Below are 12,633 nucleotides of genomic sequence, written 5' to 3' on the forward strand. Positions count from 1 at the left end.
CTCAGCCGAAGCGACCGGAGATGTAGTCCTCGGTGGCTTTTTGTGTCGGGTTCGAGAAGATCTTCTCGGTGTCGTCGATCTCGACGAGTCGACCGGGCTTGCCGGTTGCCTCGAGGTTGAAGAAAGCCGTCTGGTCACTCACACGCGCAGCCTGCTGCATGTTGTGCGTGACGATGACGATGGTGAAGTCCTTCTTCAGCTCGGTCATCAGGTCCTCGATCGCGAGAGTCGAGATCGGGTCGAGCGCGGAGCACGGCTCGTCCATGAGCAGGACGTCGGGCGAGACGGCGATGGCACGCGCGATGCACAGACGCTGCTGCTGACCGCCTGAGAGGCCACCACCGGGCTTGTCGAGGCGATCCTTGACCTCGTTCCACAGGTTGGCGCCGCGCAGCGAACGCTCGGCCACCTCGTCGAGCTTTTTCCTGTTGCGTTCACCGCTCAGTTTCAGGCCGGCGACGACGTTGTCCTTGATGGACATGGTCGGGAAGGGGTTGGGTCGCTGGAAGACCATGCCGATGGTCTTGCGAACGCCTACCGAATCGACGCTGGAATCGTAGATGTCCTCGCCGTCGAGCAGGACCGAACCCTCGACGCGCGCACCGGGAATTACTTCGTGCATGCGGTTGAGAGTGCGCAGGACCGTCGACTTTCCGCAGCCGGACGGACCGATGAACGCGGTCACGCTCCGGGGCGGGACGGACAGGCCCACATCGGCGACAGCGTGAAACTTGCCGTAGTAGATGTTGAGATCTTTGATGTCGAGGCGCTTGGCCATGTCTGGTGTTCCTGTCCGTTTCTAGCGCTTGTTGGTGAGGAAGCGGGTCGCGAGCGCCGCAAGAAGGTTGAGGAGTGCCATGACGATGATCAGCGTCAGGGCTGCGCCCCACACTCGGAGCTGGCCTGCAGGCTGCGGGTTGATCAGCTCGGTGTAGATCAGCAGCGGGAGCGAGGCCATGTTGCCTTCGAAGACGTCGAAATTGATCGAGCGGGAGTAGCCGACGAGCACGAGGACCGGAGCTGTTTCACCCATGACTCGGGCGATGGAGAGCAAGACTCCGCTGATGATGCCCGGCATCGCGGTCGGGATGACGATGCGCATGATCGTCTTCCACTTCGGGACGCCCAGTGCGTAGGAGGCTTCCCGAAGCTCGTCCGGGACGAGCTTGAGCATTTCCTCGGTGTTGCGTACGACGACCGGCAGCATCAGCAGCACCAGCGCCAGCGAGACGGCAAAAGCGCTCTGTTCGAATCCGAGGGTGGCGATCCACAGGCTGAAAACGAACAACGCCGCAACGATCGAGGGCACACCTGCGAGAACGTCGACCATGAAGGTCACTGTGCGAGCGAAGGCTCCGCGCCCGTATTCGACCAGGTAGATCGCGGCCATGATGCCGAGCGGGACGGAGATGAGCGCTGCGATCGCTGCTTGGATCAAGGTGCCGTACAGCGCGTGGTAGATGCCGCCGGCGAACTGTTCCGGAAGCACACCCTGCAGAGAATTCGTCCACCAACCGGAGGAGGTGATGGCGCGCCATCCCTTTTCGATGACGGTGAACAGCACCCACACCAGAGGAATCAGCGCGATACCGAAGGCAGCGTAGAACAGTACGGTGGCGATACCGTTCTTGGCTTTGCGGCTGGTGCTGATGCTTTGGAACGTCGGCGCCTTGGCCGGCGCATCGAGGAGATCGGCGCTCATCCGTTGACCTTGCCTTTCGCGACCATGCGAGCGAGTGCGTTGACGACGAAGGTCAATGCGAAGAGGACGAAACCAGCGGCGATGTACGCGCCGGTCGGAAGGGGAGCACTGAACTCTGCCGCTGCAGAGGCGATCTTCGAGGCGAAGGTGTAACCGCCGTCGAAGAGCGACCAGGTCGAGGCATTGGCAGCCGAACGCAAGATGATCAGCACGGCCACGGTTTCACCGAGAGCGCGACCCAGACCGAGCATCGACGCGGCGATGATGCCGCTGCGCCCGAAAGGCAGCACGGTCATACGCACGACTTCCCATTTGGTGGCGCCGAGGGCCTGTGCCGCTTCGATCTGCGAGCGCGGTGTCTGGCGGAAGACCTCACGGGTGACGGAGGTGATGATCGGCAAGATCATCACCGCGAGAACAATTCCTGCGGTGAAGATGGTTCCGCCGCCGGTCAAGGAGACGTTGCCTTCGCTGAAGAGGAAGAACCAGCCGAGGTTGTCGTTGAGGAACTCCGCGACCGGGCTGAGCTTGGGGGCGAGGATGAAAATTCCCCAGAGACCGAACACGATCGAGGGCACTGCGGCGAGGAGATCGACGATCGAGCCGAAAGCGTGGGAGAGACGCGCTGGCGCGTACTGCGTCAAGAACACAGCGATACCCAGTGCGATCGGCACCGCAATCGCCAGAGCGAACACCGAACTGAGCACGGTGACCGTCAGTAGGTCACGGATACCGAAACGCAGATTCGATGCATCGCTGGTGACGAATTCGGTGCTGGTGAAGAAGTTCGCGTTGTTCGCCTGCAGCGACGGGATGGCGCGAATGAGCAGGAAGATGGCGATCAGGCCGATGGAGACGACGATCGTGGCACCGGCACCGGTGGCCAGCCACCGGAATAACTTGTCACCGAACTGGTGTTTTCCGGTCGAAAGAGACGAGGGAATGGTCGGGGAAGTCTTGCCGCTGTGATCAGGCATGCCGGGTATCTTTCCGCCCGCCCCCGGAGCCGCCGCAGTGGGCGTCTCCGGGGAGCGGGTTACGTCGTCGGGGTGCAGAGCCATCGCTGATCAGGCAATCAGGAGATCGCGTTGACTGCGGTGGTCAGCTTCTGCTGGAACGCGCTCGGGAGCGGGATGTACCCGTTTTCCTCGAGACCGTTCTGGCCGGCGCCGATCGTGGACTGCAGGAACGCGCGGACAGCGGTGCCGACCTCGGCGTCGGGGTACTTCGAGCACACGATCTCGTAGGTAGCCAGCACGATCGGGTACGCGCCGGTCTCGGCGGGCTTGTAGAAGGTGGACGTGTCGAGCACGAGGTCGTTGCCCTCACCCTTGATGGTGGCGCCGGCGATGGTCTTGCCGACGGTCTCGGTGGTGATCTCGACCGGTTCGGGACCGGCGGAGGTCACGATCTTGGCGGTCTGCAGGTCCTGAGCCTTGGCGAAGGACCACTCGTTGTAGGTGATCGCGCCTTCGGTGCTCTTGATGGCGGCGGAGGTGCCCTCGTTGCCCTTGGCGCCCTCACCGACGCCACCGACGAACGACTTACCCGCGCCCTTGCCCCAGGCGCCGTCCGAGGCTGCGTCGAGGTACTTCTGGAAGTTGTCGGTGGTGCCCGACTCGTCGTTGCGGTAGATCACGTTGATCTTCTCCGACGGCAGCGAAGCGCCCTCGTTGAGAGCCTTGATCGCCGGATCGTCCCAGGTGGTGATCGCACCGTTGAAGATCTTGGCAGCGGTGGGGCCGTCGAGGACGAGATCGTCGACACCCTTGACGTTGTAGGTCACCGCGAGCGGACCGAACACGACGGGAAGGTTCCAGGCGTCGCTGGCGCAGCGTTCCTTCGCACGGTCGTACTCGCCCTTGTCCTTGCTGAGCGGCGAATCGGAACCACCGATGTCGGTCTGGTTTCCGATGAACTCACTCACACCGGCGCCGGAGCCGTTGGACGTGTAGTTGAGAGTCTGCCCGCTGCACGCCTGCTCGAACGCATTCACGAAACGCGTCATGGCGTTGGCCTGGGCGGTAGAACCACTGCCCTTGAGTGCCGACTTGCCGCCGCACTCGACATTCGAGGTCGAGCCCGCGCCCGTAGATCCGGTCGAACCCGTCGCGCCGGTGTTGTTGTCGCTGCCGCACGCTGAAAGCAGGAGGGTGCTGGCCGCCAGCACACTGAGGGCGGCGCCAGATCGCTTGAGCTTCACGTAGTTCCTTCGAAGTATCGGGGTTGCTCGCGCGGCGCGCGGCCACCGAGATCGAGTGACACTGAGCAGCGCTGATTGCCGCTCGGGTGATGAACCTAGAGGCCGGGGATGAACGGATATCGCTGCGAAAATGAACGGAACATGAATCCATGGGCGAAAGTTGAATGAACAGCCCGGCTACCGGCAGGTATTGCTTGACAATCCCAAATTAACTCAGTGAGTATTGACTCAATGACTATTGAGCAAAAGTTCTCGCTCGAACAACGCGCCGCTCTCTATGGCGCCCTGGCCGATCCGGCACGGTTGTCGATCGTCGACATGCTCGTCCTCGGCGACGCATCGCCCTCGGAACTGCAACGCCGACTCTCCATCTCCTCGAACCTGCTCGCCCACCACCTCGGGGTCCTCGAACGCGCTGGTCTCGTGCACCGATCGAGATCCGAAGGTGACAAGCGCCGTACCTACCTACGACTCCAGCCCACCGCGCTGGAGGTGCTCGTTCCTACCTCGTCGCCCTTGACCGCGACGCGGATCGTGTTCGTGTGCACCCACAATTCCGCGCGCTCGCAACTGGCCGCGGCGTTGTGGAACAAGCAATCCCACATCCCGGCAGCATCGGCCGGCACCCACCCCGCTCCCCGAATTCACAGCGGCGCCCTCGCCGCCGCCCGCCGCCACGACCTACCTCTCGACGCCACGCGCCCGGCCGATGTCGCCGATGTCCTCGCACCCGGGGACATGGTCATCGCCGTGTGCGACAACGCCCACGAAGAAATGCGCGAAAACCCGAACTCTCTTCACTGGTCGATTCCGGACCCTGCCCGCACCGGCAGTGCCGCAGCGTTCGACCGAGCCTTCGACGACATCGACCACCGAGTCGCTCGACTCGCCCCCCATTGCCTCCCGAACGGAGAACTCTCATGACCGACAACCTCAGCACCACAACACATCACCGCGACGACCTGACCATCGATCAACGGTTAGCCCTCAAAAGCGCCGCCGCACACCTGGCCACGGAATTCACCGACGTCTTCAACACCGAAACCATCGAGCGGTTCCTGCATTCGTCCTACGACCAGTTCGCCGGCCGCGCCTCCGTCGTCAACTACCTCCCTCTCCTGGCCGAACGCTTCGCCCGGCAGCGACTACGCGCCCTGGCCAAGGTCGAAGGACTCTCCAACGACGGCAAACCCACCGTGTTGTTCTTGTGCACGCACAACGCCGGACGCTCCCAGATGGCCATGGGATTCTTCGAAAAACTCGCCGGGGAACGTGCCGTCGCATGGTCCGGCGGATCCGAACCCGGCACCAGCGTCAACGAAGCAGCCATCGAAGCAATGGCCGAACGTGGCATCGACATCAGCGGTGAATACCCCAAGCCATGGACTGACGAAGTGGTCCGCGCAGCCGACGTCGTCATCACGATGGGCTGCGGAGATGCATGCCCGATCTTCCCCGGACGCCGCTACGAAGAATGGGTCCTTCCCGACCCCGCAGGTCTCGGAGTCGACGCGATCCGCCCGATCCGTGACGAGATCGAACGGCGAGTACTCACATTGCTCGACGAGATCGACATCGCCGCCCAGCACTGATGCTCGTCGATGAATTCCTTGCGAAGAAGGTCTCTCATGTTCATTCCGGCAGTGGTCACCGCTTTTGTGCACTGGCTTCGCAGCGGCTACCCGCAGGACGCACCGAGATACGGTCACAGCCCGCTACTGGCTCTGATGGATCAACGGCTCTCACCTGCGCAGATCAGTGAGATCGTGATCGCGCTCGACGGGGAGCCGGCCACCGAGGCCATCGACATCCAAGTGGCCATCACGGCTGTCGCACGGCGGATGCCCTCACCCGCCGATCTGAGTGCCGTATGCGCGGCCATCGAGAAATCCGCGTCCAGGGAAGGGGCCTTCCCGTGCTGCAGAACCAGAGGCGTGCCCCATGTTGCGAACTGATTTGATCGATGTCAATATTGATGTATGTCGAATCAAGATGTGGCGGAGACCGGCGCCTGTTGTTCGCCACTCAACCGTGAACCGTTGACCGAAGACTGGGCTGGTGATCTGGCCCGGATGTTCAAAGCGCTCGGCGATCCCGTCCGGCTGCGACTGCTGAGCCTGGTGGCCAGCCACGAGGGCGGTGAAGCCTGCGTCTGCGACATCTCCGACACCTTCGACTTGTCCCAGCCGACGATTTCGCATCACCTCAAGGTGTTGCGCCAGGCCGGACTCCTCGACTGCGAACGTCGCGGGACCTGGGTGTACTACTGGGTGATACCCGCAGCCCTGCAACAACTTTCCGCCGTTCTGCTCGTGGAAGCATCATCCACTGCCGCCGACGTCCCACAGGAGACCGCCGTATGAGCGCCCCGTCCAGTACCGAACACCCCGAAGTCGTCGGAAAACTCTCCACCCTCGACCGCTATCTGGCGGTCTGGATCGGCGTGGCCATGGTCGTCGGCCTGCTGGTTGGACGCTGGATCCCCGGCGTGAACACTGCCCTGGACAAGGTGCAGATCGACGGCATCTCGTTACCGATCGCCCTCGGCCTGCTGATCATGATGTACCCGGTGTTGGCGAAAGTTCGCTACGACCGCCTCGACACTGTCACCGGGGACAAGAAACTCCTCGCCGGCTCCCTGTTCCTGAACTGGGTTCTCGGCCCGGCGCTGATGTTCGCCCTCGCCTGGCTGTTTCTGCCTGACCTGCCGGAATACCGAACCGGTTTGATCATCGTCGGCATCGCTCGCTGCATCGCGATGGTGATCATCTGGAACGACCTGGCCTGCGGAGACCGCGAAGCCGCCGCGGTGCTGGTCGCCATCAACTCGGTGTTCCAGGTGATCATGTTCGCCGTGCTCGGTTGGTTCTACCTCTCGGTCCTGCCCGGGTGGCTCGGCCTCGAACAGACCACCATCGACACCTCGCCCTGGCAGATCGCGAAATCGGTCCTGATCTTCCTCGGTATCCCGCTGCTGGCAGGTTTTCTGTCCCGCTTCTTCGGTGAACGCGCCAAAGACCGCGACTGGTACGACAACAAGTTCATCCCCAAGATCAGCCCCTGGGCGCTCTACGGTCTGCTGTTCACCATCGTCGTGCTCTTCTCGATGCAGGGCGAACAGATCACCTCCCAGCCCTGGGACGTCGTCCGGATCGCGCTGCCCTTGCTCGCGTACTTCGCGCTCATGTGGGGCGGAGGCTACGTCCTCGGCGCCGCAATCGGATTGGGCTATGAACGCACGACGACCCTGGCGTTCACCGCCGCGGGCAACAACTTCGAACTCGCGATCGCCGTAGCCATCGCCACCTACGGCGCCACCTCGGGGCAAGCTCTTGCCGGCGTAGTCGGCCCGCTGATCGAGGTACCGGTGCTCGTCGGGCTGGTCTATGTCTCCCTTGCTCTACGCAAACGCTTCACACCCACTGACGGAAAGGTTTCAGCCCCATGACCGACAAGCCCAGCGTCCTGTTCGTCTGTGTCCACAACGCCGGCCGATCGCAGATGGCCGCGGGATTCCTGAGCCACCTCGCCGGCGATGCCATCGAGGTCCGCTCCGCCGGATCTGCCCCCGCGGAGACCATCAACTCCGCCGCGGTCGAGGCGATGGCCGAGCTCGGAATCGACATCTCTGCCCAGACCCCGAAGATCCTCACCACCGACGCCGTGCAGGATTCGGATGTCGTGATCACGATGGGATGCGGCGACACCTGCCCGATCTTCCCCGGCAAGAGCTACCGCGACTGGGTCCTCGACGATCCCGCCGGCCAAGGCATCGACGCGGTTCGCCCGATCCGCGACGAGATCAAAACCCGCGTCCAAGCCTTGATCAGCGAACTCACCGCCCCGTCGGTATCGCGCTGACCGCTCGTACTGCCCGTATTCGATCCCGTGAAAGAGACACTATGACCATCCCGTCCGCGGTCCATGACGTCATCATTGTCGGTTCCGGACCGGCCGGCTACACCGCTGGTGTCTACACCGCGCGCGCTGAGCTCGCGCCCCTGCTCTTCGAGGGAACCCAGTTCGGTGGCGCCCTCATGACCACCACCGAGGTCGAGAACTTCCCCGGATTCCGCGAAGGAATCATGGGCCCCGATCTGATGGAACAGATGCGCGAGCAGGCACTGCGCTTCGACACCGACATCCGCACCGAGGACGTCGAGGAGATCGATCTCAGCGGCCCGATCAAGACGGTCGTCGCGAACGGCGAAACCTACGCCGCGCACGCGATCATCCTCGCCATGGGCGCAGCAGCCCGCTACCTGGGCATTCCCGGTGAAGAACGCCTCCTCGGCCGCGGCGTCAGCGCCTGCGCCACCTGCGACGGCTTCTTCTTCCGTGACCAGGACATCGTCGTGGTCGGCGGCGGCGATTCCGCGATGGAAGAAGCAACCTTCCTCACCCGCTTCGCTCGCTCGGTCACCCTGGTGCACCGCCGCGAGGAGTTCCGCGCCTCACGGATCATGCTCGAGCGCGCCAAGGCCAACGAGAAGATCCGCTTCCTGACCAACGCAGAGCCCGTCGAGGTGCTCGGTGAGAACAGCGTCACCGGCCTCGTCGTGCGCGACACCGTCACCGGTGAAACTTCCACACTCGAGATCACCGGCATGTTCGTCGCCATCGGCCACGACCCGCGCAGTGAGCTCGTCAAGGACCAGGTCGATCTCGACGACGCCGGATACGTGCGCGTCGCTCCCGGTTCCACCGCGACCTCCGTCGACGGCGTCTTCGCTGCCGGTGACCTGGTCGATCACACGTACCGTCAGGCGATCACCGCTGCCGGCACCGGATGCTCCGCAGCAATCGACGCCGAACGCTGGCTGGCCGACCGCGGCGACATCACCGCCAACACGCTCGACGCAGCCGGCCACACCGTAGACGCCGTCTGACTCCCACACCCAGCGAAAGGAACTTCGATGAGCAAGCCTTCAGTGCTGTTCGTGTGCGTCAAGAACGGCGGCAAATCCCAGATGGCCGCCGGCCTCATGCGCAAAGCCGCCGGCGACCAGGTGGACGTGTACTCGGCCGGCACCAAACCCGGCGACGCGGTCAACGCCCTGTCCGCCGAAACGCTCCTCGAGGTCGGGGTGGACATCTCCGGTGAGACCCCGACGTTGATCGATCCGCAACTGGTGCGCAATGTCGACCTCGTCGTCACCCTGGGCAGCGAAGCGAAGGTCGATCCCGTCGCCGGTACCGACTTCGAGAACTGGGACACCGACGAGCCGTCCGAACGCGGCATCGACGGAATCGAACGAATGCGGCTGGTCCGCGACGACATCGCTGCCCGCGTCGACGCCCTGGCCGGGCGTCTGACCACGTAATCGACGTATCACCCCGGCTGTCAGCAGAAGATCTGGATAAGGAAAGGACACTCGTGCACTCGCAAGGGACACCGATCACGGTCGACGTTGTCGTGATCGGTGGTGGTCAAGCCGGAATGGCCGCCGGGTACTACCTGCGCCGCTCCGGCCGCGACTTCGTCATCCTCGACGCCGAAACAGCGCCCGGTGGATCCTGGCAGCACTACTGGGACTCACTGCACCTGTTCTCACCAGCCGAATACTCCTCGCTGCCCGGCTGGCCGATGCCGGGCTGGAGTCCCGGTTTCCCGCCCGCCTCACACGTCGTGGATTACCTCACCGCCTACGAGACCCGATACGACCTACCGGTCCGCCGCCCGGTCCGCGTCACGTCCGTGACCCGCTCCGGTGACGGGTATCTCGTCGAATCCGATCACGGCAGCTGGTCCGCGCGGGCCGTCGTCAACACCACCGGGACGTGGCGGCAACCATTCTGGCCGATCTACCCCGGTATCCGCGAGTTCACCGGCACCCAAATCCATACCACCAGCTACCGTTCGCCGACCCCGTTCGCCGGTAGCAAGGTCGCCGTGGTCGGCGGCGGAAACTCTGCCGCGCAGATCGTCGCCGAAGTCTCCACCGTCGCCGAGACACTCTGGCTGACGAGCCGGGAACCGCGGTTCCTGCCCGACGACGTCGACGGCCGGATCCTTTTCGACGTCGCCCGTGAACATGCCCGTGAAATCGCTTCAGGTGAAACCGATTCCGGTGGCATCGCCGGCCTCGGCGACATCGTGATGGTGCCCCCGGTCCAAGCCGCCCGCGAGCGCGGCGTGATGGTGGCGCACCCGATGTTCGACCGCCTCACCGCCACCGGATTGGGATTCGGCGATCACGTCGAACAGGTGGACGCCATTATCTGGTGCACCGGATTCCGCCCCGCGCTACGGCACCTTCAGCCCCTTGGACTCCGAGACGGCGACACCGGACGCATCGAACTCGACGGAGCGCACGTCGCCGGTGAACCCGGATTGATTTTCCTCGGATACGGCGACTGGACCGGTCCCGCATCGGCCACCCTGATCGGAGTCGGCCGCACCGCCCGCGACGCCATCACCGCACTCGACGACGACCTCTTCACAGTCCCGGCCATCTGAGCAACATCCGAAACAAAACAGAGGACACATCATGAGCACCATCGAAGTATTCGAACCCGCCCTGTGCTGCAACACCGGCGTCTGCGGCGACGACGTCGACCAAGCGCTGATCACCTTCACCGCCGACCTCGACTGGGTCGCGAGCAACGGCGGCACCATCACCCGTCACAACCTCGCCAACGACCCCCTTGCCTTCGCCGGAAACGACACCGTCGCAGCATTCCTCAAAATCTCAGGCTCCGAAGGACTCCCGCTGGCGATCGTCGACGGAGTCACCGCCCTGACCGGTACTTATCCCACCCGCAACCAGCTCGCGAAATGGGCCGGCATCACCGAAGCCGGAGCCGCGGACGCGCCGGCCGGGATCGCCATGCTCGGACTCGCCGACGGCTCAGCATGCTGCTCCACCGACGACGCCGACTCCACCACCTGCTGCTGAAAGCACCCACAACGCAATGAAGTTCCTGAACGATGCACCCCGATTCCTGTTCTTCACCGGCAAAGGCGGTGTCGGAAAGACCTCCATCGCCTGCGCGAGCGCGATCACCCTCGCCCGCGCCGGGAAGAAAGTGCTGCTCGTGAGCACCGATCCCGCCTCCAACGTCGGGCAGGTCTTCGGCGTGAGCATCGGCAACACCATCACCGACATTCCCGCCGCTCCCGGATTGTCGGCGCTCGAGATCAACCCGGAACAAGCCGCCGCCGCCTATCGCGAGCGGATCATCGGCCCCGTCCGCGGACTGCTCCCCGAGAAGGAGATCGCGGCGATCGCCGAACAGCTCTCTGGGTCCTGCACCACCGAAATAGCGTCGTTCAACGAGTTCACCGGACTGCTCTCCTGCCAAGGCGACATCACCGCCGACTTCGACCATGTCCTCTTCGACACCGCTCCGACGGGGCACACCATCCGGCTGCTGCAGCTTCCCGGATCGTGGACCGAGTTCCTCGACGACGGTAGGGGCGACGCATCGTGCCTGGGGCCGCTGTCCGGGCTCGAGAAGCAGCGAGCCATCTACGCTGACGCTGTTGCCGCGCTCGCAGATCCGCAGCGGACCCGCCTCGTCCTGGTCTCGCGCGCCCAGCGTTCGACGCTCGCCGAAATTACCCGCACCCACCGCGAACTCGCCGACATCGGACTGACCCATCAGCATGTCGTGATCAACGGTGTCCTCCCGGCACCGGGCGACGACACCGATCCACTCGCGACCGCGATCTACCGGCGTGAACAAGCCGCGATAGCCGGCCTGCCCGACGAATTGGCGCAGCTGCCCACCGATCAGGTCCCGCTCAAAGCGACCAATATCGTCGGCATCGACGCACTCGAAAGCCTCTTCACCCCCGACCTCAGCCCGGTATCCGCCGCCTCAGCGGACCCGGCCCTGCAGCTACCCAGTGCTCCGCTCTCATCCCTGATCGACGAACTCGACACCGACGATCACGGCCTGATCATGTGCATGGGCAAAGGCGGAGTCGGCAAGACCACCATCGCAGCCGCCATCGCTGTCGCCCTCGCCGAACGCGGCCACCAGGTGCACCTGACCACCACCGACCCGGCCGCACATCTGACAGAAACCTTGAACGGGGAACTCGACAACCTCCAGGTCTCCCGAATCGACCCCGCCGAAGCCACCGAGCAGTACCGCACCCGGGTTCTGACCACCAAAGGCAAGAACCTCGACGAACGCGGACGCGCGAACCTCGCCGAAGACCTCCGATCACCCTGCACCGAGGAAGTGGCGGTCTTTCAGGCGTTTTCGCGGGTGATTCACGAATCGAGCCGCAAATTCGTCGTCGTCGACACCGCCCCGACCGGGCACACTTTGTTGTTGCTCGACGCCACCGGCTCCTACCACCGGGAAATCGCCCGCCAAATGGGTGAGAACACGAACTTCACCACCCCGCTCATGCGGCTCCAGGACCCGAACGCCACGAAAGTCCTACTCGTGACCCTCGCTGAAACCACACCTGTCCTCGAGGCCGCCGGTCTGCAAGCCGACCTGCAACGCGCAGGCATTCACCCTTGGGCGTGGGTGGTCAACAACTCCCTCGCGGCAGCCGAACCGACCTCGACGCTCCTGCAGCAACGCGCAGCCGGAGAGATCACCGAAATCGACAGCATCACAAACAAATACAGCCAGCGAACCGCCATCGTCCCGATGCTCGCCGAAGAACCGGGACTATCTCGTTAACGGTGTTTCGGCCGTTTTCATCAGTAGGTTTCTGATCCGGGCCAACGATCCGCGAACGTGATCGCGAAGGCATTGAGAG

General features: G+C 63.8%; 15 protein-coding genes. 11 read left to right on the forward strand and 4 right to left on the reverse strand.

All coding sequences use genetic code 11. The features are described from left to right. Window position 1 precedes the first annotated feature (1 nt). The 4 genes from pstB to pstS form a co-directional block, all read right to left on the reverse strand. Window positions 2-778 carry a phosphate ABC transporter ATP-binding protein PstB gene (pstB, locus tag ACZ3J7_RS36625; RefSeq protein ID WP_003944636.1) on the reverse strand — a complete coding sequence of 259 codons (777 nt, stop codon included), beginning with the start codon at window positions 776-778 and terminating at the stop codon, window positions 2-4. Window positions 779-799: 21 nt separating this feature from the next. Beyond that, window positions 800-1,702, reverse strand: a complete 903-nt coding sequence (gene pstA, locus ACZ3J7_RS36630) for a phosphate ABC transporter permease PstA (RefSeq protein WP_003944617.1) — start codon at window positions 1,700-1,702, stop codon at window positions 800-802. Further along, window positions 1,699-2,679: a phosphate ABC transporter permease subunit PstC gene (pstC, locus tag ACZ3J7_RS36635; protein ID WP_298782896.1), complete on the reverse strand. Its 981-nt coding sequence runs from the start codon at window positions 2,677-2,679 to the stop codon at window positions 1,699-1,701. The genes pstA and pstC overlap by 4 nt, the downstream gene beginning before the upstream one ends. Window positions 2,680-2,777: 98 nt before the next feature. Next, window positions 2,778-3,905 (reverse strand): phosphate ABC transporter substrate-binding protein PstS, encoded by a 1,128-nt coding sequence (gene pstS, locus ACZ3J7_RS36640; RefSeq protein ID WP_003944624.1) that lies wholly within the window; start codon window positions 3,903-3,905, stop codon window positions 2,778-2,780. Window positions 3,906-4,136: 231 nt separating this feature from the next. Between pstS and ACZ3J7_RS36645 the strand changes: the two genes are divergently transcribed. The 11 genes from ACZ3J7_RS36645 to arsA are packed head-to-tail and all read left to right on the forward strand — an operon-like array spanning window position 4,137 to window position 12,554. Next, complete coding sequence (locus ACZ3J7_RS36645) at window positions 4,137-4,829, forward strand: arsenate reductase/protein-tyrosine-phosphatase family protein (protein ID WP_003944613.1); 693 nt, start codon at window positions 4,137-4,139, stop codon at window positions 4,827-4,829. Beyond that, complete coding sequence (locus ACZ3J7_RS36650; RefSeq protein ID WP_011331629.1) at window positions 4,826-5,497, forward strand: arsenate reductase ArsC; 672 nt, start codon at window positions 4,826-4,828, stop codon at window positions 5,495-5,497. The genes ACZ3J7_RS36645 and ACZ3J7_RS36650 overlap by 4 nt, the downstream gene beginning before the upstream one ends. 36 nt (window positions 5,498-5,533) lie before the next feature. Beyond that, window positions 5,534-5,860 (forward strand): DUF3349 domain-containing protein, encoded by a 327-nt coding sequence (locus ACZ3J7_RS36655; protein ID WP_003944646.1) that lies wholly within the window; start codon window positions 5,534-5,536, stop codon window positions 5,858-5,860. Window positions 5,861-5,884: 24 nt separating this feature from the next. After that, a complete protein-coding gene (locus ACZ3J7_RS36660) occupies window positions 5,885-6,268 on the forward strand; it encodes an ArsR/SmtB family transcription factor (RefSeq protein ID WP_037131620.1) in 384 nt (127 codons plus the stop codon). Continuing rightward, window positions 6,265-7,353: an ACR3 family arsenite efflux transporter gene (gene arsB, locus ACZ3J7_RS36665; protein WP_003944591.1), complete on the forward strand. Its 1,089-nt coding sequence runs from the start codon at window positions 6,265-6,267 to the stop codon at window positions 7,351-7,353. Before ACZ3J7_RS36660 ends, arsB begins: the two co-directional genes overlap by 4 nt. Beyond that, window positions 7,350-7,766 (forward strand): arsenate reductase ArsC, encoded by a 417-nt coding sequence (locus tag ACZ3J7_RS36670; RefSeq protein WP_003944644.1) that lies wholly within the window; start codon window positions 7,350-7,352, stop codon window positions 7,764-7,766. The genes arsB and ACZ3J7_RS36670 overlap by 4 nt, the downstream gene beginning before the upstream one ends. A gap of 41 nt (window positions 7,767-7,807) precedes the next feature. Beyond that, on the forward strand, window positions 7,808-8,794 hold the full coding sequence (trxB, locus tag ACZ3J7_RS36675; RefSeq protein WP_003944628.1) for a thioredoxin-disulfide reductase: 987 nt from the start codon (window positions 7,808-7,810) through the stop codon (window positions 8,792-8,794). A gap of 27 nt (window positions 8,795-8,821) precedes the next feature. Continuing rightward, a complete protein-coding gene (locus tag ACZ3J7_RS36680) occupies window positions 8,822-9,229 on the forward strand; it encodes an arsenate-mycothiol transferase ArsC (protein ID WP_003944607.1) in 408 nt (135 codons plus the stop codon). 53 nt (window positions 9,230-9,282) lie between these two features. Next, complete coding sequence (locus ACZ3J7_RS36685; RefSeq protein WP_003944597.1) at window positions 9,283-10,365, forward strand: ArsO family NAD(P)H-dependent flavin-containing monooxygenase; 1,083 nt, start codon at window positions 9,283-9,285, stop codon at window positions 10,363-10,365. Between the two features lie 31 nt (window positions 10,366-10,396). After that, entirely contained in the window at window positions 10,397-10,804 is a 408-nt protein-coding gene (gene arsD, locus ACZ3J7_RS36690; protein ID WP_003944649.1) for an arsenite efflux transporter metallochaperone ArsD, read from the forward strand. Window positions 10,805-10,820: 16 nt separating this feature from the next. Beyond that, window positions 10,821-12,554 carry an arsenical pump-driving ATPase gene (arsA, locus tag ACZ3J7_RS36695; RefSeq protein WP_298782917.1) on the forward strand — a complete coding sequence of 578 codons (1,734 nt, stop codon included), beginning with the start codon at window positions 10,821-10,823 and terminating at the stop codon, window positions 12,552-12,554. Window positions 12,555-12,633 lie beyond the last annotated feature (79 nt).

Source organism: Kitasatospora sp. NPDC015121 (assembly GCF_055562955.1).